Source organism: Kibdelosporangium philippinense (assembly GCF_021390435.2).
Lineage (GTDB): Bacteria > Actinomycetota > Actinomycetes > Mycobacteriales > Pseudonocardiaceae > Kibdelosporangium > Kibdelosporangium philippinense.
In genome coordinates this window covers 1,624,626-1,649,821 of the sequence record NZ_JAJVCN010000003.1, presented here as the reverse complement: position 1 = coordinate 1,649,821, position 25,196 = coordinate 1,624,626, and the positions used below count along the sequence as shown (strand labels likewise).

General features: G+C 65.9%; 19 protein-coding genes. 12 read left to right on the top strand and 7 right to left on the bottom strand.

The annotated features are described in order from the left end of the window. Nucleotides 1-184: 184 nt before the first annotated feature. From LWC34_RS39870 to LWC34_RS39850, 5 genes are all read left to right on the top strand, one after another. Nucleotides 185-1,861 (top strand): acyclic terpene utilization AtuA family protein, encoded by a 1,677-nt coding sequence (locus tag LWC34_RS39870; protein ID WP_233730381.1) that lies wholly within the window; start codon nt 185-187, stop codon nt 1,859-1,861. Next, entirely contained in the window at nt 1,858-3,453 is a 1,596-nt protein-coding gene (locus LWC34_RS39865) for an acyl-CoA carboxylase subunit beta (RefSeq protein ID WP_233730380.1), read from the top strand. The genes LWC34_RS39870 and LWC34_RS39865 overlap by 4 nt, the downstream gene beginning before the upstream one ends. Before the next feature lie 5 nt (nt 3,454-3,458). Further along, on the top strand, nt 3,459-5,492 hold the full coding sequence (locus tag LWC34_RS39860; RefSeq protein ID WP_233730379.1) for an acetyl/propionyl/methylcrotonyl-CoA carboxylase subunit alpha: 2,034 nt from the start codon (nt 3,459-3,461) through the stop codon (nt 5,490-5,492). Between the two features lie 50 nt (nt 5,493-5,542). Continuing rightward, entirely contained in the window at nt 5,543-6,805 is a 1,263-nt protein-coding gene (locus LWC34_RS39855) for a sensor histidine kinase (protein ID WP_233730378.1), read from the top strand. A 131-nt stretch (nt 6,806-6,936) separates the two neighbouring features. Beyond that, nucleotides 6,937-7,530 (top strand): hypothetical protein, encoded by a 594-nt coding sequence (locus LWC34_RS39850; RefSeq protein WP_233730377.1) that lies wholly within the window; start codon nt 6,937-6,939, stop codon nt 7,528-7,530. Between the two features lie 49 nt (nt 7,531-7,579). Here LWC34_RS39850 and LWC34_RS39845 read toward each other — a convergent pair whose 3' ends face one another. Together LWC34_RS39845 and LWC34_RS39840 are read right to left on the bottom strand one after the other, a co-directional pair. After that, the gene (locus tag LWC34_RS39845; RefSeq protein WP_233730376.1) at nt 7,580-10,588 is read right to left on the bottom strand and encodes an AfsR/SARP family transcriptional regulator; all 3,009 of its coding nucleotides are present in this window, start codon (nt 10,586-10,588) and stop codon (nt 7,580-7,582) included. 1,065 nt (nt 10,589-11,653) lie between these two features. Continuing rightward, nucleotides 11,654-12,124 (bottom strand): hypothetical protein, encoded by a 471-nt coding sequence (locus LWC34_RS39840; protein WP_233730375.1) that lies wholly within the window; start codon nt 12,122-12,124, stop codon nt 11,654-11,656. A 176-nt stretch (nt 12,125-12,300) separates the two neighbouring features. Here LWC34_RS39840 and LWC34_RS39835 point away from each other — a divergent pair, with 176 nt between their 5' ends. Next, nucleotides 12,301-13,143, top strand: coding sequence for a LacI family DNA-binding transcriptional regulator (locus LWC34_RS39835; RefSeq protein ID WP_233730374.1), 843 nt, complete (start codon nt 12,301-12,303; stop codon nt 13,141-13,143). Nucleotides 13,144-13,193: 50 nt separating this feature from the next. Continuing rightward, nucleotides 13,194-13,967: a tRNA(His) guanylyltransferase Thg1 family protein gene (locus tag LWC34_RS39830; protein ID WP_233730373.1), complete on the top strand. Its 774-nt coding sequence runs from the start codon at nt 13,194-13,196 to the stop codon at nt 13,965-13,967. On the opposite strand, the gene LWC34_RS39825 is transcribed toward LWC34_RS39830, so the two are convergent. Beyond that, on the bottom strand, nt 13,968-16,304 hold the full coding sequence (locus LWC34_RS39825) for a Tex family protein (protein ID WP_372496719.1): 2,337 nt from the start codon (nt 16,302-16,304) through the stop codon (nt 13,968-13,970). 131 nt (nt 16,305-16,435) lie between these two features. Here LWC34_RS39825 and LWC34_RS39820 point away from each other — a divergent pair, with 131 nt between their 5' ends. Together LWC34_RS39820 and LWC34_RS39815 are read left to right on the top strand one after the other, a co-directional pair. Then, entirely contained in the window at nt 16,436-17,935 is a 1,500-nt protein-coding gene (locus LWC34_RS39820; protein WP_233730371.1) for a CocE/NonD family hydrolase, read from the top strand. Nucleotides 17,936-17,981: 46 nt separating this feature from the next. Continuing rightward, entirely contained in the window at nt 17,982-18,944 is a 963-nt protein-coding gene (locus LWC34_RS39815) for a ring-cleaving dioxygenase (protein WP_233730370.1), read from the top strand. Here the strand turns inward: LWC34_RS39815 and LWC34_RS39810 are convergent. From LWC34_RS39810 to LWC34_RS39800, 3 genes are read right to left on the bottom strand one after another with little or no spacing between them, the layout of a single operon-like run. Continuing rightward, nucleotides 18,910-19,536: an alpha/beta fold hydrolase gene (locus LWC34_RS39810; protein ID WP_233730369.1), complete on the bottom strand. Its 627-nt coding sequence runs from the start codon at nt 19,534-19,536 to the stop codon at nt 18,910-18,912. The genes LWC34_RS39815 and LWC34_RS39810 overlap by 35 nt on opposite strands. Continuing rightward, nucleotides 19,533-20,012 (bottom strand): hypothetical protein, encoded by a 480-nt coding sequence (locus tag LWC34_RS39805; protein WP_233730368.1) that lies wholly within the window; start codon nt 20,010-20,012, stop codon nt 19,533-19,535. The genes LWC34_RS39810 and LWC34_RS39805 overlap by 4 nt, the downstream gene beginning before the upstream one ends. Nucleotides 20,013-20,057: 45 nt before the next feature. Continuing rightward, nucleotides 20,058-21,002 (bottom strand): NADP-dependent oxidoreductase, encoded by a 945-nt coding sequence (locus tag LWC34_RS39800; RefSeq protein ID WP_233730367.1) that lies wholly within the window; start codon nt 21,000-21,002, stop codon nt 20,058-20,060. A gap of 109 nt (nt 21,003-21,111) precedes the next feature. Here LWC34_RS39800 and LWC34_RS39795 point away from each other — a divergent pair, with 109 nt between their 5' ends. The 3 genes from LWC34_RS39795 (at nt 21,112) to LWC34_RS39785 (ending at nt 24,485) form a co-directional block, all read left to right on the top strand. Next, the gene (locus LWC34_RS39795; RefSeq protein WP_233730366.1) at nt 21,112-21,474 is read left to right on the top strand and encodes a winged helix-turn-helix transcriptional regulator; all 363 of its coding nucleotides are present in this window, start codon (nt 21,112-21,114) and stop codon (nt 21,472-21,474) included. A 9-nt stretch (nt 21,475-21,483) separates the two neighbouring features. Continuing rightward, nucleotides 21,484-22,908: a carboxylesterase/lipase family protein gene (locus tag LWC34_RS39790; RefSeq protein WP_233730365.1), complete on the top strand. Its 1,425-nt coding sequence runs from the start codon at nt 21,484-21,486 to the stop codon at nt 22,906-22,908. A gap of 77 nt (nt 22,909-22,985) precedes the next feature. Beyond that, nucleotides 22,986-24,485 (top strand): beta-N-acetylhexosaminidase, encoded by a 1,500-nt coding sequence (locus tag LWC34_RS39785; protein WP_233730364.1) that lies wholly within the window; start codon nt 22,986-22,988, stop codon nt 24,483-24,485. Here the strand turns inward: LWC34_RS39785 and LWC34_RS39780 are convergent. After that, nucleotides 24,460-25,170 (bottom strand): GntR family transcriptional regulator, encoded by a 711-nt coding sequence (locus tag LWC34_RS39780; RefSeq protein WP_233730363.1) that lies wholly within the window; start codon nt 25,168-25,170, stop codon nt 24,460-24,462. The genes LWC34_RS39785 and LWC34_RS39780 overlap by 26 nt on opposite strands. Nucleotides 25,171-25,196: the final 26 nt, after the last annotated feature.

Genomic DNA, 25,196 nt, shown 5'->3' with positions numbered 1-25,196 from the left:
AGGGCCTACGCCGCTCCCACCCTCGCCGTGTCCACCGTTCCTGAAGGGTGTGTCCACCGTTCCGGAACACCGTGTTGACCATTCCCGCATACCGTGTTGACCGTTGCTTGCCGCCGCCGGCCTCGGTTCGCCGAGTAAAACCAGCACGCTTGCTTGTTTTGCGCCTGGCTGGCATGCTGGCGTTATGTCGGCGATCAGGATCGGCAACGCGTCCGGGTTCTATGGCGACCGGTTCAGCGCCGTGCGCGAGATGCTCACCGGTGGACCGCTCGATGTCCTCACCGGCGACTACCTCGCCGAGCTGACCATGCTCATCCTCGGCCGTGACCGGATGAAGGATCCCAAACTCGGCTACGCCAAGACGTTCTTGCGTCAGATGGAGGACAACCTCGGGCTTGCCGTCGACCGCGGTGTCAAGATCGTCGCGAACGCGGGTGGGCTGAACCCGTCCGGTCTGGCCGACGCCTTGCGCGAACTGGCCGCGAAGCTCGGGCTCGACATCAAGGTCGCGCACGTCGAAGGCGACGACCTGATCAACCGCGCGGCCGCCCTTGGACTCGGCGAACCCTTGACTGCCAATGCTTACCTCGGCGCTTTCGGGATCGCGGAGTGCCTCAAAGCAGGCGCTGACGTCGTGGTGACTGGTCGAGTGACCGACGCGTCAGTGATCGTCGGTCCGGCGATCGCCGCGTTCGGCTGGACACCGACGGACTACGACCAGCTCGCCGGTGCTGTGGCCGCTGGGCACGTGATCGAGTGCGGCGCCCAGGCCACCGGCGGCAACTATTCGTTCTTCCAGGAACACGACATCCGTCATCCCGGGTTTCCGATCGCCGAGATTTCCGCCGACGGCAGCAGCGTGATCACCAAGCATCCCGGGACCGGCGGCGCCGTGACCGTGGGAACTGTGACGGCCCAACTGCTTTACGAGATCTCCGGCCCGCGGTACGCGGGCCCGGATGTCACCGCGCGCTTCGACACCGTCCAACTGTCCCAAGAGGACGTTGATCGGGTCGGGATCAGCGGTGTACGCGGCGAAGCGCCGCCGCCTTCGCTGAAAGTCTCGCTCAACACGCTCGGCGGATTCCGTAACGAAATGGTGTTCGTGCTCACCGGGCTGGACATCGAGGCCAAGGCGGAACTGGTCAAGCAGCAGCTGACGTTCGTCAAACCACCGGCCGAGATCAAGTGGACGCTGGCGCGGACGGATCACGAAGACGCCGCAGGCGAAGAGGAAGCCAGCGCTTTGCTGCGCTGTGCCGTCAAGGACGCCGATCAGAAGGTGGTCGGGCGCGCGTTCTCCAACGCGGCCGTCGAGATCGCGTTGGCCAGCTATCCCGGCTTCCACGTCACCGCGCCACCTGGCGATGCGTCACCATACGGGCTGTTCAAACCTGGCTATGTTGACGCGAAGCTGGTCGAGCATGTGGCCATTGTGGACGGTGCCACGATCGCCATCCCACCGGCGGCCGAAACAGTGGAACTTGCGCCGGTCGACGAACCCGCCACGCCCGAACCATTGTCTGGCCCGACAAAACGCCTCCCACTGGGTAAGATCGCAGGAGCGCGAAGCGGGGACAAAGGCGGAGACGCCAACGTTGGAGTCTGGGTGCGGACCGACGAAGCATGGCGGTGGCTGGTGCACGCGCTGACTGTCGAAGAGTTCCGCAGGCTGCTGCCGGAAACCGCGGACCTCCCAGTGACCAGATACGTATTCGGCAATCTCAAGGCGGTGAACTTCGTGGTCTCAGGGATTCTCGGTGACGGTGTCGCCTCGCAGGCCCGGTTCGACCCACAGGCCAAGGCGCTCGGTGAATGGTTGCGGGCGCGATACATGGACATCCCGGAGGTGCTGCTGTGACGACGTTGCCGTCCACACTGGACACGGCGTCGGACGAGTACGCGGCCAACCGTGACTCGATGCTCGGCAAGCTCGTCGAACTGGAAGCCGAGTACGCCAAAGCCATCGCGGGCGGTGGCCAGAAGTACGTCGACCGGCACCGCAGGCGCGGCAAACTCCTTGCCAGGGAACGTGTCGAGCTGCTCATCGACCCGGACTCGCCGTTCCTCGAACTGTCCCCGCTCGCCGCGTGGGGCAGCGACTACACCATCGGCGCGAGCGTGATCACGGGGATCGGCGTGGTCGAAGGCGTCGAATGCATGATCATGGCAAGCGACCCGACCGTGCGCGGCGGATCGAGCAACCCGTGGACGGTCAAGAAGACCTTCCGTGCCATGGACATCGCGCTGGAGAACCGGCTGCCGCTGATCAACCTCGGCGAGTCGGGTGGTGCGGACCTGCCGTCGCAGAAGGAGATCTTCATCCCCGGCGGTCGGTTGTTCCGTGACCTCACCAGGCTTTCCGCCGCGGGCATTCCCACGATCGCCCTGGTGTTCGGCAATGCCACGGCCGGTGGCGCGTACGTGCCGAGCATGTCCGACCACGTCGTGATGGTCAAGGGGCAGTCCAAGGTTTTCCTCGGCGGCCCGCCACTGGTCAAGATGGCCACCGGTGAGGAGTCCGACGACGAATCCCTTGGTGGCGCGGAGATGCATGCCCGCAAGTCCGGGCTCGCCGACTACTTCGCGGCGGACGAACAGGATGCGATCCGGATCGGCCGACGGATCGTGGCGCGGCTGAACTGGAAGAAGCGCGGTGCGACCCCTGGTCTTTCCACGCCACCGAAGTACGACGAGGAAGAACTGCTCGGCATCGTGCCCGGCGACCTCAAGATCCCCTTCGATCCTCGCGAGGTCGTCGCCCGCGTGGTCGACGGATCTGACTTCGACGAGTTCAAACCATTGTACGGCACCAGCTTGGTGACAGGATGGGCGTCGGTACACGGCTACCCGGTCGGGATTCTGGCGAACGCGCAGGGCGTGCTGTTCAGCGAAGAATCGCAGAAGGCGGCGCAGTTCATCCAACTGGCCAACCAAAGCGACACCCCGTTGATCTTCCTGCACAACACCACGGGCTACATGGTTGGTAAGGACTTCGAGCAGGGCGGAATCATCAAGCACGGCTCGATGATGATCAACGCGGTGTCCAACTCGAAGGTCCCGCACATCTCGATCCTGATGGGCGCGTCCTACGGCGCCGGTCACTACGGGATGTGCGGACGCGCGTACGACCCACGGTTCCTGTTTGCCTGGCCGAGCGCGAAATCCGCGGTGATGGGCCCACAGCAGCTCGCGGGCGTACTGTCCATTGTGGCCAGAGCAGCGACCTTGGCCCGCGGCGAGGAATACAACGAGGACAACGACGCGGCCATGCGCGCGATGGTCGAGGCGCAGATCGAAGCCGAGTCGCTGCCGATGTTCCTGTCCGGCAGGTTGTACGACGACGGCGTGATCGACCCGCGCGACACCCGCACGGTCCTTGGGCTTTGCCTGTCCGCCATCCACACAACGCCAGTGGCCGGTGCGGACGGCTTCGGCGTCTTCCGGATGTGAGAGCGATGATCACGAGTGTTCTGGTCGCCAACCGAGGCGAAATCGCCCGCCGGGTGTTTCGTACCTGCCGAGCCCTGGGAATCGGTTGCGTCGCAGTCTATTCAGACGCCGACGCCGCCTCACCCCACGTGCAAGAAGCCGACGCGGCCGTACGCCTGCCCGGAAACTCACCCGCTTCAACGTACCTACGCGGATCGTTGATCATCGAAGCCGCCCAGCGAGCAGGAGCGGACGCGATCCACCCTGGTTACGGCTTCCTGTCGGAGAACGCGGACTTCGCCCGCGCGGTGATCGAAGCAGGCTTGACCTGGATCGGCCCATCCCCCGAAGCGATAGACCAGATGGGCTCGAAGATCGCCGCCAAGGAAATGATGGCGTCCGCGGGCGTCCCAGTACTGTCCGAAGTAGACAACGTAACTCCTGCTGATTTGCCCGTACTGATCAAAGCATCAGCGGGCGGCGGCGGCCGAGGCATGCGAATCGTCCGGTCTCTGGAAGACCTGCCCGCCGAACTAGAAGCAGCCCGGTCGGAGGCCGCGTCAGCATTCGGCGACCCAACGGTGTTCTGCGAGCCATATCTGGAAACCGGCCGCCACATAGAAGTCCAGATCATGGCGGACAAGCATGGGGAAGTCTGGCCAGTAGGCGAACGCGAATGCTCGATCCAGCGCAGGCACCAGAAGGTCATCGAGGAGGCGCCGTCCCCGCTGGTCTCACGCACCCCCGGAATGCGCTCGCGGTTGTTCTCCGCCGCTCGCGCAGCCGCCAACGCGATCTCGTACACAAGCGCAGGCACAGTCGAATTCCTCGCCGACGAGCAAGGCCGCTTCTACTTCCTTGAAATGAACACACGCCTGCAGGTCGAACACCCGGTGACCGAGTGCACGACCGGCGTCGACCTCGTCCGCCTGCAGATCCTGATAGCCCAAGGCGCCCACCTGAGCGCAGCTGCCCCCCAGTCGGCAGCCTTCACCGCACCCACAATTCCCGCGGGGGAACCCCCAATTTCAACGCTACCTCAGGGGTACGACAGTTTTGGGTCTCCGCTGGTGCGGGGGCATGCGATCGAGGTTCGGCTGTATGCCGAGGATCCCGCGCAGGACTGGCGGCCGCAGAGCGGTGTGGTGCAGCGGCTCTCGGTGCCGGGTGTGACGTCAGAGTTCACCGTTCCGGGTGGTCCCGGGCTTCGGCTGGACAGTGGCGTGCAGGACGGGTCGACCGTCAGCGTCTTCTACGACCCGATGCTGGCGAAGGTGATCTCGTTCGCTGAGACCAGGGATGAGGCCGCGCTCGGGTTGGCTGGGGCGCTGGCGCGGGCGGAGATTCATGGCCTGACCACCAACCGCGACCTGCTTGTCCGGGTCCTGCGGCATCCTGAATTCCTCGCGGGCAATACCGACACCGCGTTCCTCGAGCGGCATGGCCTCGCTGTCCTCGCTGAGCCGCTGGCGGACAAGGATGCCGAGGCGATCAGTGCTCTCGCGGCCGCGTTGGCGGACGCCGCGGCACGTCGTTCCATGGATGTGCCAAGTGGATGGCGGAATGTGCCATCTCAGCCGCAGCGCAAGGTGTACAGCACCGCGTCCGGCGATATCGAGGTCACCTATCGGCACACTCGCGGTGGTCTGGTTGCCGATGGTTATCCGGACCTGCGGTTGCTCAGTGCCGAACCCGACGCCGTCGTGCTGGAGTTGGCGGGGGTGCGGCGCGCGTTCCGAGTGTCCGTCTATCCGGACGTGGTCTGCGTCGACTCTCCATTGGGGCCGGTCGCGTTGACGCCCGCGCCGCGGTTCACCGATCCGTCGAGCCAGGCGGCTCCTGGGTCGTTGCTGGCGCCAATGCCGGGCACCGTGGTTCGGGTCGCGGTTTCTGCCGGTGACCAGGTCGAACAGGGGCAGCCGCTGCTGTGGCTCGAGGCCATGAAGATGGAGCACAAGATCACCGCTCCGGCCGCTGGCACGCTCAGTTCCCTGCCTGTCGCCGCAGGTCAGCAGGTCGATCTCGGCGCCGTCCTCGCGGTGGTGACACCCCTCGAATGAGTAGGGCTAAGTCCACTGGCTAGCGGCCGCCGGCAGACCAGAATGGGGTCATGAGCACACCACGTCCGGCGCCGACCAGGCTTCAGCTGTTCGGCTGGAGCCTGGCCTTGATCGGCATGGCGGTTCCGTCGTACGTGCTGCTGGCCACGCTGCTGACTTCTATGGGGCTGACGCTGATCTGGCTCGGTTTCCCGTTCCTCCTCGGCCTGCTGGCGTTGCTGCGGAAGTTCACCAACGTGCACCGCAGGCGGGCGGGATGGGTTCTTGGCACCGAGATTGAGAAGCCGTATCGCGCCCGCGTGCCGGGGCACGGGATGTACCGGCGGGTGTTCGACATGCTCACCGATTCGGCGACCTGGCGTGACGTCGCGTGGTTGTTCGTCGAGATCGTCGTTGGTTCGGCGCTGGCGATCCTGAACGTCGCATTGCTGCTCGGCGGGATCGCGCACATCACGCTGGCGACGTGGTGGTGGTCGCTGCCTGCCGACGCCGATGTCAACTTGCTGGGCGCGCTGACCGTGAATTCGACGGCCACGGCGATCTTCGTAGGTATACCGGTCGGCTTGCTGTACATCGCCATCTGGTACTTCGCGTCGCCGCGCATCATGCGGGCACAGGCTTGGCTGACAGCGTCATTGCTGGCGCCCACTGAGGCGGCACGGTTGGCTAACCGTGTTCAGCAACTGACCGTGTCGCGCGCTGACACCGTCGATACGCAAGCCGCTGAGCTCAGGCGGATCGAGCGTGATCTGCACGATGGTGCGCAGGCTCGCTTGGTGGCGCTGGGAATGAGCCTTGGTATGGCTGAGGAAACGGTCGCTCGGGACCCGGCTGCGGCTCGTGAACTGCTCGCCGAAGCCCGCGCGGCCAGTTCGCAGGCATTGGCGGAACTGCGTGACCTTGTTCGTGGCATTCATCCGCCGGTTCTTGCCGATCGAGGGCTCGATGGTGCGATCCAAGCACTTGTACTTGCCAATCCACTCACGACGCATGTGGATGTAGACATTCCGGGACGGTTGTCCGCGCCGGTCGAATCGGCCGCGTACTTCGCCGTCGCGGAAACGTTGACCAATGTCACCAAACACGCTGAGGCTGGCAAAGCGTGGATTCGCTTGACCTACGACGAAGGCAAGCTCACGATCCTTGTCGGCGACGACGGTCGCGGTGGCGCTGACGCGAGTGGTGGCACAGGATTGCGGGGAATCGAGCGGCGCCTCTCCGCGTTTGATGGAACACTGGTAGTGAGCAGTCCGATCGGCGGGCCGACGGTTGTCGTGATGTCCGTGCCGTGTGAGCTGATCGCGGCTGAGTAACGCCGACCATTCTGCAATGACTGTGCAACGGCGGTGTTCGTTCCGTGTGGCCAGGCTTCTTAATGTGCTGCGCCTGGGTGATCCCGACATTTGTCACCCAGTCCCGCGAAATTCGAGGAGCACTGAGGCACGTGAGCACTTACCCGACTACTCCGGCCCACGGAAATCAGCCATACGGAAACCAGCCCGTTGGAAACCAGTACGCCGCGCAGCCCATGGGTCCCGCGCCGACCAGGCCGGGCACCTTGCTGGCCGCGTTGGTCGTGACGGTCCTCGCGGGACTGTCCGCTGTGGCCTACGGCGCGATCATCCTGATCGGTGGCGCTGACCTGGCACGGGAACTCGGCGCCAAGGCAGTGGCGATCCTGACGGGGGACAGCGCCGAGTCGATCCTGGCCGAAGGCAATGCGCTGCTGGACACCGCGACCATCATCGCGCAGGACACGCTCGACATCCGCGCGTGGCTGCTGATCGTGCCCGGCGGTCTGTTGCTGCTGTTCGGTCTGTTGATGGGCAAGGCGTCGACCGCCGTGCGGGTGCTGGCTACGATCGCCGCTTCGTTCACGCTGCTGTTCGGTGGCATCGTCGGCCTCGACTCCGAGACCAACAACACGATCATGGCGATCACCAGCTGGGTTGCCGCGCTCGGCGCGGTCGTGTGCATCGTGCTGATGTGGCTGTCGCCCAACGGTCGTTACGGCAAGGCGCTCAAGCAGCGGGCCTGATGCAAAGACGCCGGGGGCAGGGTCGGGCGGACTAGGGGTACGTCCGACCCTAAGGTGTTGCGCCCCAAGGTGTTGCGACAGTCAGATTCAGCAGCATTTTCAACAGGGTCGCGGTGTTCGTGTCCCGGGGATCGCCGAGCCGGTCGGCTTCGGCGCGGGCATCCTTCGCCGCGACAGTGTCGTTCAGGGAGTCGTAGGCGGCGGCCAGCAGGTTCAACGTGATCGTGGTCGCCGACGTACTTCCCATTTCCCGATATGTGTCAAGGCATTCGTTGAGCACCGTGATCGCTTCGTCCGCACGGCCGTCACCGATCCACGCCGCCGCGATCGCCCTGGTGCAGGACAGTTCCCTTGGCCGCTCGGTGAGTTCCCGTGCGATGTCGCGGGCTTCCCGGAACGCGCGCACGGATTCCTCGCGCTTTCCCAAACCAGCCAGCACAGCACCCATTGTCCGCAAGGCTTTGGCGAGCGACGAGCGTGAACCAACCGAGCGCAGCAAGGAGATGGCCTCCTCGGCGAGTTCATGCGCTCGCTCAAGGTTTTCCTCGCCCAGCGCGCAGCCCCAAGCTTCGTCGTGCAACGCCATCGCCAGTTGCCTTGGCTCGCCGAAGTTCTTGGCGAGATCGAGCGCCTTGGTCGCGATCCGCGCGGATTCCTCGGTACGCCCCAACCGGTTGAGCGCGGCGATCTGTGTACGCAGCACTGAACCACCGGCGAACGGGTCGTCCCGCAGTTCCTCCCAGGCCGCCGTGGTCAGCTCGATCGACTCGTCCGACTTGCCGACCGCGATCAGACAGGCCGCCAGGTTGGTGCGCACCCACGCCAGCGCTTCGTCCTCACCCAGCTCGGCCAGTTCGGTCGCGCAGGTCCGATACTCGCCCACTGCCTTCTCGTACTGCCCGCGGGCATGCCACAGCAACGCGAGTACTGACCTCGCGCGAGCGGCGACCCGTGGATTCAGTTTGTCCGACGCGTCAGCGATGCTCTGGTACGCCACACGCATGTCCGCGTACAATCCCTCGGCCCACAGATACACCGAAAGCCGGTCCATCAACAGGATCGAGTCGGTGTGCCAGCCAAGCGCGGTCATCTTCGGGATGCCGTTGAGCAGATTCGCGCGCTCTGCGGCAAACCACGCCTCGGGGTTGACCGTGAGCCGCTCGACCAGTTCGGTCGCCAAGGGCTGCGTCGGGATCGGACCGTGCAGGCGTGGCAACGGAACCGTCCACGGCAACTTGCGCGCCGCGACATCCGCGATGCCGATGATCGCGTCGATAATCGTCCGCGCGCCCGTGTACCGCTCCCGCGCGCTGTCCTCGACCCGCGCCCGCTCGAGCGCGAACACCCTTACCAAGTCGTGCAACCGGTAGCGAGGTTCGCCGGTCTCGTCGGTACCCATCGGCTCCAGCAAGCCGGACTCGACCAAGTCCTCGACGACGCCCTCGGCAGGCAGGCCGTCGAGCAACGTCGTGATCCGCCACTCCGGTAGGTTGACGGTGTTGATCAACCCGAGCCGTCGCAACGCGACTTGTGACGTCGTCGCCAGTGCGGCATAACTGAGCGTCAGGCTCGCTCGTACCTGAAGATCGCTGACTTCGAGCTCGTCCAGCCTCCTTCCCTCATCCTCCAACCGATCGGCAAGCAACCCGAGCCGAAGGTTCGGCCGCAACGCCAGCCTTGTTCCGGCGATGCGCAGGGCCAGCGGCAGATTCCCGCACGCGTCGGCAATCCGCACCGCGTCCGCCCGCTCGGCGGAAACCCTTGCCCGCCCGACAATCCGCTCAAGCAGGCGCAGCGCCTCGTCACCTGTCAGCCGCCCGACCGTGACCCTGTTCGCCCCAGCAAGGCCACTCAGCCGTTTGCGACTGGTGATCAGCACCGCGCAGCCCGGCGTGCCCGGCAGCAATGGCCGCACCTGTGCCGGATCCGCCGCGTCGTCCAGCACCACCAGTACCTTGCGGTCGGTCAGCAACCCGCGATAGGTCGCCGCCCTGGCATGCAGGTCGTCCGGGATCGCCGGACCGCTGACACCGAGGCCACGCAACAGGTCCGCCAACACCGCGCCGGTATCCCGTGGCGAGTCCACTCCGGACAGTGGCACGAACAGCTGGCCGTCCGGGAACACCGACCGCACCTGGTGCGCCGCGCCGATCGACAAGCTGGTCTTGCCCGCGCCCGGTTCTCCGCTCAGCACCACGACAGGCACGCCGTGCCCGCCAGGGTTGAGCAGACCAGTCACCTTGGCCAGCTGCTGCTCTCGCCCGGAGAAGTCCGCAGCGACCGCGGGCAGCTGACAGATCGGCCACGTCGGCCGTGGCAACGGCGCGTCGTCGCCGTCCCCTTGCAGCATCGACGTGTGCAGCCGCCGCAACGCGGTCCCCGGCTCGACACCAAGCTCGTCAATGAGCGTGGACCGAGTATTCCGGTACACCTCAAGCGCTTCGGCCTGCCTACCCGAGTGCTGCAACGCCAGCATCAGCTGACCGGCAAGGCGCTCCCGCAACGGGTTCTCCGCCAACGCCGCCTGTAGCTCGGCTGCCAACTCCGCATGCCTGCCCGCCGCCAGCTCGGCGTCCACGCAGTCCTCGAACACCGCCAACCGCTCAGCCTCAAGCCTGCCGAGCTCGGCATCGAGCACTGGCACATGCATGTCGGTCAACGGATGACCGCGCCACTGCGCCAACGCCTTGCGGAAGAAGGCAGCCGCCTTCTCCGGCTGACCGGCCCGCGCCGCACTCCGCCCAGCGGCCGCGGCCTCCCGGAACACCAGGAGATCCACGTCCTCAGTGGCGACCTGCAGTCGGTAGCCACGACCAGCAAGATCGATCCGGACACCAGGAAGGCGTGCCCGCAACCGCGACACATACGTGTGCAGGTTCGACGCATACGACTTCGGAGGCATCTCCGGCCACAACGCGCCGACAAGTAAGTCGGTGGTCACCGGCCGGTTCGCGTGGAACAACAGCATCGCCAAAAGGGCACGCTGATGCTCACCGCGTAATCGAACCTCCTCGTCCGGGCCCGCCACGGTCAGCGGGCCGAGCACGCCGAATCTCACAGTGTTGTCGCCTTCTCCAGCTGCTGGGCGGGGTGCAGCTTAACCAGCATGGAAAGTGAATGCGCAACCAGGCGTTTGTTCACAAGGTGAAATAGCAACCTCCGCAGGTGATCGACTGGAACTGAAAACCTCTCACGATGTGCCGGCTGCCCTGATTGGGCTGGTCGGCGGATCATCCGACTCAGCGAGATCATCGCGGCCGAGCGGCGAGTTTCGTGGACAGAAAGTTTCGATTGGCGGCTCCTCTCCAGAGCGTCAGGTCGGCGGGGCGTGGGTGGCTAGCGCGGGTTTTGAGTCCTCCGGAAGGCGCCTTCCGGAGTGCTGCGGGTGCGCGGTCGTGGCTAGGCATCGATCGGAAAGCAGCTCCATGGATGGGGCCGCTGTAGGACGAAGGTGGGCATGGGGCGGGTGTGGATTGCGAGCAGGCCTCCTTTGAGCGGGTAGAGGGAGTTGTGGTTGCTGACGGATTGGCACCTCCGACGAGCACGTGAGCGTGGAAGGAGAACGGCGTGGGCAGGTGTGGATGGAGAGGGCCTCCTTGGGCGGGCGTGTAGCGGGCGTTTCTGGTTTCGGACGGAATGGCGCCTCCGGTGTGTAGGGCGTGGAAGGGACAGGTTGTGGGTGGGCGGCATTAGTTGAGAGGAGCGTCTCCGATGAGTGCGGGGATCTGCGGAGGTGCGTTGGCTTAGGTGTTGGGAATGGTGCCTCCGGTGATTGGTTGGGGGAGTGGTGTTGGTGGGTGGCGGGTATGGGATGCGCTTGTGGTTGGGAGTGTTGGTGGGGATGGCGGCTCCGGTGGTTGGTGAGTGGGTTGTGGTGTAGGTGGCGAGGTGCGTCTCGAGTGGGTGGCGAGTGTGGGGAATGGGCTGGAAGCCGGGAGGTGTTGGTGCGAAAGGCGTCTCCGGTGAGTAGCGGGTGTGAACCGGGGCCGAGCGGGTGTGGATGGGAATGGCGCCTCCGGGTTGTTGTGGTGGGGATCGAGGTCTCGTGAGGGTGCGGGCTCACGAAGGCATCGCATCGGGGATCACGGTGTGTGGGGCGGTGGTCGGCATGGGTGCGGAAACATCACGACTCTCCGGGCAACGGGACGAATGCATGGCCAGGGGCGTCCGGATCGCAGCCGATGCGTAGCAATCGCGCGCGGATGGATCCCGTTGTGCGGCCGAAATGTTCGGCGAGGATGCGGCGGAAGGCCTGCGCGCTGTACGTGTCGCCTGCCGACGCCCAGCGTTCGAGCAGTTCCTCGTCCTGCTCCTTCGTCCACGGGGCTTGGGCGTTTGCTGGGGTTGTGGTTGTTCGGCCGCTCAATGTGGACAGTCCGGTGAGTACCTGGCTGATCAGTTTTCCGACCACGTTGAGGCTGTCGGCTGGGAGTGTGAAGGATCCGCATTCGGTTGCCGCGCCTGCCGAATCACGGTTGGACAGGGCGACTTCGACGCGTTCGTCGTGATCGGTGCCCGCAGGCAGGGTAGCCGCGCGGACGGTGTACTTGCGGCCGTTGGCTTGGACGTCGGCGCTGCAGTCCACGATTCCCATGGTTTCTCCTCGGTGTGTGCTTGGTGGGTTCGTGGTGAACCCTGTTTGGCGACAGCTTGTCGGGAGGTACTGACAGTTTTGGGTGGCTGGTTGGCGGAATAGTCATTTCGGATTGGGGTTTGAGCTGCTGGTGTCGGCTGGGTATCCCTCGGATGGCTGAACTTGCGGAGGCGGACATGAAGCGACCAACCATCGGCGATATAGCCCGGCGCGCTGGACTGTCCAAGGCGGCGGTGTCGTATGCGCTCAACGGCCGTCCTGGCGTGTCTGAGGAGACCAGGCAACGGGTGTCGCGGATCGCGCACGCGCTGGGCTGGCGGGCCAACATCGCGGCGCTGGCGTTGTCCAGCGAGCGGGTCGGGGTGATCGGGCTGGTGGTGGCCGGTGAGGTGCCGTGGCCGGTCGTCAGGGGGATCGAACGCGAGCTCGCTGTCGACGGCATCGTCCTGCAGCTCGCGATCGCCAAGGACGCGGAGGAGACCTACCAGGACTGGTGGGCGTCCGGCCGGGTGGACGGCATGCTGCTGATCGATCCGGTGCCGAACGATCCAAGGATCGCGTTGCTGCACAAGCTGAGCGTCCCCAGTGTCCTGGTTGGTGCGAGTCATCCGGAGATGTCGGCGGTCCTGCCGGACACCGCTGGCAAGTGCCGACAGGTGACCGAGCACCTGACACAGCGAGGACACACCAGGATCGCCCACATCGCGGCAGGTCCGGACGAAGCCGTGACGGCGACACGAGACCTGAAGGACGTCACGGCGGTGATCTACGAAGACCCCATGGCCGCGGCGAAGGTCGTGGCGCATGTCGGCCTGCGCATCCCAGCAGACCTCGCCGTGGTCGCCTGGGAGGACTCAGCGGTGTGCCGGATGGTCCGCCCCGAGGTCACGGCGGTCCGTCACGATCACGCCGCAGACGGCTCGCTGGCCGCGAGACTGCTGCTCGACCAGCTCAACACCGGTGTTCCCGAACATCGGGTCGGCGGGCGGGACGAGCTGGTCATACGTGGCACGACCTAGTCAGGCTGACCACGGCGGATACCGCTAGTGTCACGCACAGTGTCAATGTGGTGACAAGAGGGGCGGAAGTGCACGGCGAGGAGTTCGAGGCCGGCCAGCGGGCGCGGGAATGGTTCCACTCGATGACCGTGCCTCCGGGAGCGTGGACCATCCTGAGGGTGGATGGCCGCAGCTTCTCGCGGTTCACCGAGCAGCGGTACGACAAACCGTTCGACTTACGTTTCTCCCAGCTGATGACCGAGGCGGCGAGGGCGTTGCTGGTCGAGTTCGGCGGCCGGTACGCCTACACCGAGAGCGACGAGATCTCGGTGCTGCTTGACCCCGAATCGCAGATTTTCGGCCGTGGCGTGGAGAAATTGGTCTCCCTGTCGGCCAGTGTCACGGCCGCGGCCTTCACCCACGCCGTCGGCGAACCGGCACAGTTCGACAGCCGGGTCTGGATCGGTACCGGCCCGCTCGACGTGATCGACTACTTCTCCTGGCGACAGGCCGACGCGGCCCGCTCCGCGCTGAACGGCTGGTGCTACTGGACATTGCGCAAAGACGGCCGTAGCAGGCAAGAGGCGACGAAAGCCCTTGAAGGCGCGAATGCCTCGGCCAAGAACGAAATGCTCTTCCGGCACGGCGTGAACTTCAACGACGTTCCCGTGTGGCAGCGCCGTGGTGTCGGCTTGTGGTGGGAGACCTACGAACGCCCTGGGTACGACCCGAAACGGGCGATGGTGGTGAGCGCGACCCGCCGTCGCGTGCGTGAGGAGCGGGAACTCCCGATGAAGGAGCCCTATCGGGAGTTCCTCGCCGACCTCATCGCTGGAAAAGCCTGACTACTTGCCGAATCCCGCGCGTCGCAGGGCATCGGCCATCGAACCGCTCGCGGCAGGCTCGTTTCGTCGCTGCTGGCCGCCGCGCTGACCACCGCGCTGCTGCTGGCGGCCACCACCGTTGTCCCGGCGGCCACCGCCGCCTTGCTGCTGTGCGGGCTTGCCGGGCTCGTCGTCCAGCCGCAGCGTCAGGCCGATCCGCTTGCGCGGGATGTCGACCTCCAGCACCTTCACCTTGACGATGTCGCCGGGTTTGACCACGTCACGCGGGTCCTTGACGAAGGTCTTCGACATCGCGGACACGTGCACGAGGCCGTCCTGGTGCACGCCGATGTCCACGAACGCGCCGAACGCGGCCACGTTCGTGACCACGCCTTCCAGCGTCATCCCCGGCCTGAGGTCGGCGATCTTCTCGACGCCGTCGGCGAAGGTCGCGGTCTTGAACGCCGGTCGCGGGTCGCGGCCCGGCTTGTCCAGCTCGGCCAGGATGTCGGTGACGGTCGGCAGGCCGAACTTCTCGTCGGCGAAGTCCTGCGGCCGCAACTGCTTCAACGTCGGGCTGCCGATCAACGACCGCACGTCGGTCTTGGTCGTGTCGAGGATCCGCCGCACGACCGGGTAGGACTCCGGGTGCACGCTGGAGTTGTCGAGCGGGTCGTCGCCGCCGGGGATCCGCAGGAAGCCCGCGCACTGCTCGAAAGCCTTGGGGCCCAAGCGAGCGACTTCCTTCAACGCCGTCCGTGACCGGAACGGTCCGTTGGTGTTGCGGTGCAGCACGATGTTCTCGGCCAGGCCCTCGCCGATGCCCGACACGCGGGTCAGCAGCGGCGCGGAGGCCGTGTTGACGTCGACGCCGACCGCGTTCACGCAGTCTTCGACGACGGCGTCAAGCGACCGCGACAGCTTTCCTTCGGACAGGTCGTGCTGGTACTGGCCGACACCGATCGACTTCGGGTCGATCTTCACCAGCTCTGCCAACGGGTCCTGCAGCCGGCGGGCGATGGAAACCGCGCCACGCAAGGAAACGTCGAGTCCGGGCAGCTCCGCGGAGGCGTAGGCCGAAGCCGAGTACACCGAAGCGCCTGCCTCGGACACCATCACCTTGGTCAGCCGCAGGTCCGGGTGGGCCTTGAGCAGGTCGCCCGCGAGTTTGTCGGTCTCACGGGACGCGGTGCCGTTGCCGATCGCGATCAGTTCGACGTTGTGCTGCTTGCACAGGAACGCCAGCTTGTGGATCGATTCGTCCCAGGCACGCCGCGGCTCGTGCGGGTAGATCGTATCGGTGGCGACGACCTTGCCGGTGCCGTCGACGACCGCGACCTTCACGCCGGTACGGAAACCGGGGTCGAGGCCCATGGTCGCGCGGGTTCCGGCAGGCGCGGCAAGCAGCAGGTCACGCAGGTTCGCGGCGAACACGCGGACCGCTTCCTCCTCGGCGGCGTTGCGCAGGCGCATCCGCAGGTCGATGCCGAGGTGCACGAGAATCCTGGTACGCCAGGCCCAACGGACCGTGTCGCTGAGCCATTTGTCGGCGGGACGGCCCTGGTCGTCGATACCGAACTTGGCGGCGATCCGGATCTCGTAGTCGCTCGGGCCGGTCGCTGGCTCGTCATCCGGCTCCGGGTTGAGGTTGAGATCCAGGATCTCTTCCTTCTCACCGCGGAACATCGCCAGGATCCGGTGCGACGGCAGCTTGGTGAGCGGCTCGGCGAAGTCGAAGTAGTCGGAGAACTTCGCGCCCTCCTCTTCCTTGCCTTCGCGCACCTTGGCGGCCAGACGGCCGCGCGACCACATGTGCTCACGCAGCTCACCGATCAGGTCGGCGTCCTCGCCGAAGCGTTCGACCAGGATCGAGCGGGCGCCTTCCAGCGCCGCCGCGGCGTCCGCGACGTTCTTCTCTGGGTCGACGAATCCGGCCGCGGTGGCCTGCGGGTCGAGCGTGGGGTCGGCGTGCAGCTGGTCGGCGAGCGGCTCGAGACCGGCCTCGCGGGCGATCTGCGCCTTGGTCCGCCGCTTGGGTTTGTACGGCAGGTAGATGTCCTCGAGCCGGGCCTTCGAATCCGCTGTGCGGATCTGCTCCTCGAGCTCGTCGGTGAGTTTCCCTTGCGATCGCACCGATTCCAGGATCGCCACCCGCCGCTCTTCGAGCTCTCGCAGGTAACGCAGCCGCTCTTCGAGCGTACGCAGCTGCGCGTCGTCGAGCGTGCCGGTCACCTCCTTGCGGTACCGGGCGATGAACGGCACGGTCGCGCCGCCGTCGAGCAGGTCGACCGCGGCTTTCACCTGGTGCTCGCGGACGCCCAGCTCCTCGGCGATCCGCTGGTCTATCGACAAAGTCACGCCGTGCATTGTGCCCTCAGGCTCCAATAGCTCAAGGCAGGGGTGAAACATACGTCCAGTAAGTTACTAGTGCGTAACCCGTTGGGTGGCTCGCGCGTTGTGCTTGTTACGCGACACCCAATGGAGGGTATATGCGCAGCTCACGGGTGTTGACCCTGCTGACTACCGTGGCCGCGGCGGGCGCCCTGCTTGCCCCCGCGTCCAGCGCCGCGACCTCATTCGGCGCTGACATTTCCTATCAGACGATTCCTGGCCACAACGGCGTGCCCATGCGCGGGTTCGTTGTGACCCCGACCGGGCGCGGCGACGGCCCGTTCCCCCTGCTGGTCATGCCAGCCAGCTGGGGTGCGCCCAGCCTCGAATACGTCGGCGCGGCCCGCAAACTCGCGGCCGAAAGCGGCGACGTCGTCATCAGCTACACCAGCCGCGGGTTCTACGACTCCGGCGGCGAGATCGACGTGGCAGGCCCGGACACCGTCAACGACGTCAGCCGGGTGATCGACTGGGCGTTGGCGAACACGCCGTCCGACCCCGGCAAGATCGGGGTTGCCGGGATTTCCTATGGCGCAGGCATCGGACTGCTCGCGGCAGCGAACGACAACCGGATCAAAGCGGTCGCGTCCATGAGCACGTGGGCCGACTTGGAGGCCTCGCTCTATCCCAACCAGACGATCAGCCAGCTGTCGTCGGGTGCTTTGCTCGCGGCCGCGCAGGTCGCCGGCAGGCCGGGGCCGGACCTGCGCAGGATCACTTCCGAGTTCCTGCAAGGAAAGATCGACTACGCCAGGCAGCTTGCGCCGTCCCGATCGGCAAGCACCAAGGTGGACAAGATCAATGCCAACGGTGCCGCGATCCTGATCGCGAACTCGTGGCAGGACGCGATTTTCCCGCCGAACCAGGCGGCTGACTTCTATGACCGGCTGCGTGTGCCGAAACGCCTGATGTTGCAAGGTGGAGACCACGCGACCTCGGAACTGCTCGGCGCGGTCGGGTTGTCCAACGACGTCTGGAACGCGGCCACGAAGTGGTTCGATCACTATCTCGACGGCGCCGACAACGGCATCAACCGGACACCACCGGTCCAGTTGATGTCGGCGAACGCATGGACTTGGCGTGGTTACTCGTCTTTGGCCGCCGCGGCGACCGCGAAGGACACAATCTCGTTGGGTAGCAAGACGTTCGCGACCGGCATCGACAGTATCGCCAACAGCGGGGTCCCGGTTCTGAGCGGTGCCTTGCAGGGATTCCTCAAGATTCCCACGGGTGTTTACGTTCCTGGCGCGGTGCCTGCGGGTGTGTGGAACGGTCCGGTTTACCCGGATGGCGTAACGGTTGTGGGCAAACCACGACTCTCCGCGACAGTGACGTCAAGCAACGCGGACACCACCTTGGTCGCGTACCTCTATGACGTGAACGCGGCGGGCTTCGGATCACTGATCACGCACACCCCCTACACGATAAGGGGAACAAAGACGGCAACCATCGATTTCCCGCTAGAGTCGATCTCGTGGGACGTGCGCGCCGGGCATCACCTGGCGCTGGTGGTGGACAGCGCGGATCTGCGCTACACAAGCGAAAGCAACCCAGGAACAGTCAAGATCGTCGGCAAGCTGACGATTCCCAGGAGGTAAATCGAGCGATTCGAGCGGACAATGGGCGCGGCGAGAGGAGCGACCCATGTCCGTGGCGACAAGCGGGCTGCACCACGTCACCGCCATCGCCGGTGACCCGCAGCGCAATGTCGACTTCTACCTGAGAACCCTCGGCCTGCGCCTGGTCAAGACAACCGTCAATTTCGACGATCCAGGCACATACCACTTGTACTACGGCGACAGTGCCGGCCGGCCGGGCTCGCTGCTGACGTTCTTTCCGTGGCGCGAGGCCCCGGGCGGCAGGCACGGCAACGGGCAGGCCACCACAACGGCCTTCTCGGTGCCCGCGGCTTCCATTGGCTGGTGGAAATCGCACCTGACCGGCCTTGGCGTCGAGGTCGGTCAGGTTGTCAGCCGGGATGACGAGGACGTGCTGACGTTTCGTGATCCCGATGGGCTGGCGATCGCGCTGATCGCCCATGTCCAGGGCGACCCGCGCGAGCCGTGGGACCACGGGTTCGTGCCGCCGGAGCACGCCGTCCGTGGCCTGCACTCGGTGACCTTGTCGGTTGACCGGGAGGAGGCGACGGCCGGCATGCTGGTCGACGACCTCGGTCTGCGCCAGGTGGGCGAGGACAGCAACAGGTTCCGGTTCGCCGCAGGTGCGGGCGGCGCCGGTGCACTGGTGGATGTCCTTGTCACGCCGGAGGCTTCGCCTGGTGTGGTCGCGGTCGGGACCGTGCATCACGTCGCGTGGCGCGCGCCCGATGAAGCCACACAGGTGGAATGGCGCGAGGAACTGGTCGACCGAGGCGTGAATGTGACGTCCATTTTGGACCGTCAGTACTTCAGGTCGATCTATTTCAGGGAACCGGGTGGAACCCTGCTCGAGGTGGCTACCGATGAGCCGGGTTTCGCGATCGACGAGCCGTTGCTCGAGCTCGGGCGGGCGTTGAAGCTACCGCCATGGCTTGAGCCACAACGAGAAGAGATTGAGGCGATGCTGCCGAGACTCAACCTTCCAACAGAAAACGACGTACCAGGTTAGCGATCTCGGATGAGTGGGTGCCGAGCAAGCCGTGGTCGCCGGGGAGTTCGATGACCCGCCGCCCGGCGAGGTCGGCGAGAACGCCCTTGCGTGCGGCGGTGAAGAACTCGGCGAAGGGTTCTTGAGCGGGCATCAGTTCCATGGCAACCACGGCGATCGCTGGGGCGGTCAGGCCGTCGTAAAGCTCCCGCACTGAGCTGTTGTCGACCAATGAGCGCAGCGCCACGTGCTCTGGTGGCAACTGCTTGGCCATCTCGTCGAAGAGTTCCTTGAGCTTGGCCTTCCAGCTGCCGACTTCGGCGTCGGTCAGACCTGGATATGTTGACGGGTGGCCATGGCCGTCCAGGTTGACCACGCCAGGGCACTCGGGATGACGCTTCGCCCAGTAGATGGCGAGCGCGCCGCCCAGCGACGAGCCGACGACGGCTGGGTTGTCGAGCTTGAGGCCTTCGAGGTGGTCGAGCATCGCCTCCCAGGTGGTCAGGCCGTTCAGATCTGGTGCGACACAGTGGAAATCGGGCATCTCGGCGATGAACCGCTCGAACTGTGCCGGGGTACCGCCCGCGCCGTGCAGCAGTAACAGGTCTCTCACGATCGTTGTCCCCTCAGCTGGATCCGTTCCCGGATGGACGTCACGGTGACGCCCCCGTCGGGATGACGAGCGAGCTTGTTGCGGGTCACCAGGTCGTGCACGCCTTGCCTGGTGACGCCCAACATCGCGCCCGCGAGCGTGTACGACACCGCCTCGCGGCCGGGGAAGCCCATCTGGCGCAGGACGACCTGCCCCAGCGCCGTCCGCCACCAGTCCGCGGGTGGGTCGAACGCGTCGTCGCCCGGGTACAGGGCGCCGATGATGCTCGCGACCGCGTAGTTGCCGTGCGGGCCGAGCAAACGGACCGCCCATGACTCGGCGGCCCGCTCGCATCGCTCCCGCAGGTCCGAGACCGGGTTGGTGTAAACGCTCGACCCCGCAAGCGGATCCTCGGAAAGAAGAATTTCCAAGGGGTCGAGCAGCCTAGTACTCATGATCGACATCAGCTGCTGAACCAATGGTCCGGTCTCGGTCATCGCCCGCCTCCTTGACGTCCAGTGTCAAGTACTTGACGCCAGCTGTCAAGGAGCGATGTGAACCACCAGCTTGCCCTGGGCGCGGCTGCTTTCCTGGCGCTCGTGCGCGGCCTTGATCTCGCTCAAGGGGAACACCTGCTCGACCTCGACGTGCACCTTGCCCGCGTCGATCAGAGCAGCGATCTCGGTCAACGCGCGGCCGTCCGGCTCGACCAGGAACGGGATCGCGGTGACGCCGCGCTGCTCAGCTGCCGTGGCCAACTCGGGGGAGACGCCGCCGGGGACAGCGACCACGGTGCCGCCTGGCTTGGTGACCTGGATCGACCGGACGGCGTTGTCGCCACCGATCAGGTCGACCACGATGTCCTGGTCGCTGGTGACGTCCTCGAACCGGGTCGACCTGTAGTCGATGACCTCGTCGGCGCCGATCTTGCGCAGCCAATCGTGCTTGGCCGCACTGGCTGTGCCGGTCACGTGCGCGCCCGCCGCCTTGGCGAACTGCACCGCGAAATGTCCGACACCGCCTGCTGCGGCGTGGATCAACACCCGCTGGCCTGCGGTGATGTGCACAGCGTCGTGCAAGATCTGCCACGCCGTGAGCGCGGCCAACGGCACCGCTGCCGCGGCGTCGTGGTCCACGGTGGTCGGCTTGAGGGCGAAGTGTCGCGACGGCGCCGTGACGTACTCCGCGAAGCCGCCGGCCTGGCGTGGGAACCACGGCATGCCGTACACCTCGTCGCCTGGCTTGAGGGTGTGCACACCGTGGCCGACTTCCTCGACCACGCCGGACACGTCCCAACCCAGGATGAACGGCGGTTCGCCCAGTATGCTCGCCACGCCGCCGCCCGCGCGGGTCTTGGCGTCGACCGGGTTGATCCCGGCCGCGACCACCCGCACGAGCACTTCCGTCGGCAGTGGTTCCGGTCGTGGAATGTCGATCTCCCGCAACACCTCCGGGCCGCCGAATTCGTCCTGACTGATCGCTCGCATCTGTTCTGCCTTCCGCTCCGACTGACGTGTTTCGACGCTATCTCCGAGGCCCTACTTTCCCGCAAGGGCGAGTACTATCCTTCAGGAAGCATGCAGCTAGGAGGGTCAGATGTCACTTTCCTGCCCGACGGGACAGCACGACAAGCACGATGTGTACGCCGCGCAGTGCCCGTGCCGGGGTGTGCTGGACCTGCTCGCGAACAAGTGGGCCGCGCTCGCCATCGGCGCGATGGAACAGGGCCCGCAGCGCTTCGGGGAGCTGCAGCGAAGGCTGGAGGGCGTCAGCCCGAAGGTGCTCACCAACACCCTGCGCAGATTGGAGGAGGCCGGGTTCGTCGACCGGACGATCTACCCGGCGGTGCCGTTGCACGTCGAATACGCCCTCACTGACCTCGGACGCAGCGTCGCTGAGCCGTTGTCCGGATTGCGTTCGTGGGTCGAGGACAACTTGCACCGGATCGCCTCCCTATAGTGGGGACGCGTGGCCTTGGTGACGATCGAGCAGGGGCGGCTCAGCGGGCTGCAGCGTGAAGGTTGTGTTGTCTGGCGCGGGATTCCGTATGCCGAGCCGCCGGTTGGCGAGTTGCGTTGGCGCGCGCCGAGACGCGCGCCGCAGTGGGGCGGAACGTGGCGGGCCACCGACTTCGGACCGCAAGCTTTGCAACCGCAGGAGATCGGTGTCGCCGCGGCGCCATCCAGTGAGGACTGCCTGTATCTGAACGTGTGCGCGCCGGAAGGTGTGCCGCCGCCGGGTGGCTGGCCGGTGTTGTTCTGGCTACATGGTGGCGGCTATCGGACTGGCAGCGGGATACAGGCAGGTGAGGGCGAGGCGTTCGCCCGTGCCGGGATCGTGGTGGTGACGGTCAACTACCGGCTCGGCGCGCTCGGAATGACTTACCTTGCTGGGGTCGCTGGCCCCGGCGAGAGCGATGCGGGCGTGTGTGCGCTGCTTGACCAAGTCGCGGCGCTGCGGTGGGTGCGCGACAACATCGGGGCGTTCGGCGGGAATTCGCAACGGATCACGGTTTACGGTGTTTCCGCGGGGGCGAAGAGCGTTGGCAACCTGATGGCCACTCCGCTGAGCCGGAACCTGTTCTCGCAGGCCATCATCAGCAGCGGTGGAGACCACGTCGCGACCCCGGAGCAGGGCACACGGATCGCCAAGCGACTGATCGACGAACTCGGCACCCGAAACCTCCGGGCTGTGCCCGCCGAGGACATTTTGGCCGCACAGGAGCGAATCCTGACCGGTATGGCGTCGGTGTGGCTGTGGCGTCCGACGATTCATCCGACGGTGTTGCCATCGACGCCCACCGCCCTCATCGCGGCGGGCAGTGCCGCGGGGATCCGGCTGATGATCGGCCACAACGGCAACGAGGCCGCGACCTTCTCGGCCTTCCTCGGCGAAGAAGCGACCGCGCCGGTCGACGACGTGCTCACCGAGATCTTCGGCAGTACCAGGATCCTGGACACCTACCGGGACATCCGTGGTGGTGACGAGGCGGCCAGGATCGCGGTGATGAGCGACGAGCGGTACGGCATCCCTACCCAGCGCCTGGCGGACGCGCAGGCTCGGCACAGCCGGGTCTACCGGTACCGCATCGACATCGCCCAGCCTGGCGTCCCGAGCTTCCTCGACGGCGCGCACGGGATGGAACTCGGCATGGTCTGGAACGCGCCTGCCCAGCCGTCGCTGCCGAGGGAGATCACCGCGGCGCAGATCCACGAGGCGTGGGTGAACTTCATCCAGGACGGCATCCCGTTGCCCAGTTGGCCGCCCTATGGCGAGACCCGGCCGGTACTGGTATTCGACGAGGATCCGCACGTCGAGTTCGACCCGAACCGGCGGGAACGCCTGGCATGGGGCGATGTCTCGTGGCAACCGGGCGCGTGGTTCGCGTTCTGAGGAGCTATTGACTGGCCAAGTGGTCTGTGTCACCGTCAGCACGTGCGTTTACCAATTGGTCAACTGGTTGCGGCGCGATGCTGATTCCCCGTCCGCAGCGGATGATCCACCGGCCAGGGCATTTCACGCTCGACTCGAAGACCGCGATCCGGGCGGGGCGGGGCACCGAACTGGCGGCCGAGCTGTTGCGCGAGTACATCGCGGGCACGGTCCGGTTCCGGCCGCGGATCACGACTGGCGGAGCGATCACGCTCGCGCTGGATTCCCGCCTGGTCGGGATGGGCGATGAAGGCTATTCGCTGACCGTCAGCCCGCAGGCGATCGTGCTCAGGGCCGCACGCAACGCCGGTCTGCTCAACGGCATCCAGTCGTTGCGTCAGCTGGTGCTGACCTCTGGCGGTCGCCGGATCCCATGTGCCGACATCAGTGACCGGCCGCGGTTTGCCTGGCGTGGTGCCATGATCGACGTGGCAAGGCATTTCATGCCGGCGAGCTTCCTGCGCCGGCTGGTCGACCTGTTGGCCTTGCACAAACTCAATGTGCTGCACCTGCACTTGACCGATGATCAGGGCTGGCGCATGCCGGTCCGCAGATACCCGGCGTTGACCGAGGTCGGTGCGTGGCGCCCGGAGAGCATGATCGGACCGGCTGGCAGTACGACCTTCGACGGCAGACCGCATGGTGGCGCGTACACACGCCGTGAATTACAGGATCTCGTGCAGTATGCGAGCGAGCGTGGTGTGACGATCGTTCCGGAGATCGAGATGCCGGGGCACGCCATGGCGGCTTTGGCGGCGTACCCCGAGCTGGGGAACTTCCCGGACCGTGAGGTGGGCGTGTGGACCAGGTGGGGCGTGTCGGACGCGATCTTCGGGGTGCAGGAAGCCACCCTCGACTTCTGCCGTGAAGTGCTGTCCGAGGTGATGGAGATCTTCCCGTCGCCGTGGATCCACATCGGTGGTGACGAATGCCCGACGGTAGAGTGGGAGCTCAGTCCTGTTGCCCGGCAACGGATCGCGGCCGAGGGGCTGGCCGGGCCGAGTGAGCTGCGTGGCTGGTTTCTTGGCCAGATCAGTAGGTTCCTCGTGCTGCACGGCAGGCAACCGGTGTGCTGGGACGACGGCGACCACAGCGGGAGTCTTCCTGCCGAGGCCACCGTGATGGCGTGGCGCGACGCTGAACATGGGGTGGCTGCGGCAGAACGTGGGCACCAGGTCGTGATGACGCCGTGGCGCTCGACGTACCTCGACTACCCGCAAGGTGCCCGTGGTGAGCCAGCTGGGCAGCCTGGCGGGATCGTCACGCTCGAAGATGTGTACCGGCAGGAGATCCAACCGTCCACATGGGAGCCTGAGCTGGCCGCGGCGGTGATCGGTACGCAGGGGCAGCTGTGGACCGAGTTCGCCGCGACGACCGAGGCCGTGGAGTACTTGGCGTTTCCCAGATTGTGCGCGTTGGCCGAGAACGCGTGGTCAGGTCACTGGCCGGACTTCGCGGAACGGTTGGTACAGCACGAAACCAGGCTGAAAGAACTCGGCGTGCACTACCGGGCTAACCCGAGGTATGATCGAACGTGAGGTGGGTGGTGATGCGGTACCGGTCCCCGCGATAGATGGACCGGGTGTATTCGATCACGCGATCGGTTGTGTCCCTTGTGGTGCGTTCGAAGAGCAAAGCGGGCGCGTGCAGCGGCACGCCGAGCAGTTCGGACTCCGCCGGATCGGTGACCGTCGGTTCGGTCGTCTGCACGGCTTTGCTTGCGACAACTTCATATCGGATGCGCAGCAGCTCGTACAGCGAGCCGGACTCGAAATCAGCGGGGGCGATTTCGGGGACGAGCTCGGCGGGCAGCAGGATGCGCTCGATCGCCATCGGGCTGTCGTCGACGATGCGGATCCTGGTGACGTGCACCAGTTCTGTGCTCGGTGAGACCTGCAGGCGCTGGCCGAGCCGGGCGCCCGCGACCTGCGTGGTGAACTCGACGACGCGGCTGAACCACGTGCCGTCCGCGGGTGGCGCGTTGAACTCGCCGCTGGGCATCGGCGACATCTCCTGGGCGATCTTGCGTGTGCCGGTGAACGTGCCGCGCCCGTGTTCGCGCACCAGCAGGCCGTCCTTGGCGAGGTCGCTCATGGCGGCACGCAACGTCGGCCGGGACACGCCCAGTTGCTCGCTGAGGTTGCGCTCGGAGGGCAGCACCTCGCCCGGCTGCCGCGAGTTGATCAGCTGACGCAGCTGTTCGCGTACCTCGGACCGCTTCACCGGCACTCCTTTCGCTGCGCGCGCAC

Coding starts and splice junctions, on each gene's coding strand:
- LWC34_RS39870 (WP_233730381.1), top strand. CDS start 185: ATGTCGGCGATCAGGATCGGCAACGCGTCCGGGTTCTATGGCGACCGG.
- LWC34_RS39860 (WP_233730379.1), top strand. CDS start 3,459: ATGATCACGAGTGTTCTGGTCGCCAACCGAGGCGAAATCGCCCGCCGG.
- LWC34_RS39855 (WP_233730378.1), top strand. CDS start 5,543: ATGAGCACACCACGTCCGGCGCCGACCAGGCTTCAGCTGTTCGGCTGG.
- LWC34_RS39840 (WP_233730375.1), bottom strand. CDS start 12,124: ATGGGAATCGTGGACTGCAGCGCCGACGTCCAAGCCAACGGCCGCAAG.
- LWC34_RS39835 (WP_233730374.1), top strand. CDS start 12,301: ATGAAGCGACCAACCATCGGCGATATAGCCCGGCGCGCTGGACTGTCC.
- LWC34_RS39820 (WP_233730371.1), top strand. CDS start 16,436: ATGCGCAGCTCACGGGTGTTGACCCTGCTGACTACCGTGGCCGCGGCG.
- LWC34_RS39815 (WP_233730370.1), top strand. CDS start 17,982: ATGTCCGTGGCGACAAGCGGGCTGCACCACGTCACCGCCATCGCCGGT.
- LWC34_RS39805 (WP_233730368.1), bottom strand. CDS start 20,012: ATGACCGAGACCGGACCATTGGTTCAGCAGCTGATGTCGATCATGAGT.
- LWC34_RS39800 (WP_233730367.1), bottom strand. CDS start 21,002: ATGCGAGCGATCAGTCAGGACGAATTCGGCGGCCCGGAGGTGTTGCGG.
- LWC34_RS39795 (WP_233730366.1), top strand. CDS start 21,112: ATGTCACTTTCCTGCCCGACGGGACAGCACGACAAGCACGATGTGTAC.
- LWC34_RS39785 (WP_233730364.1), top strand. CDS start 22,986: ATGCTGATTCCCCGTCCGCAGCGGATGATCCACCGGCCAGGGCATTTC.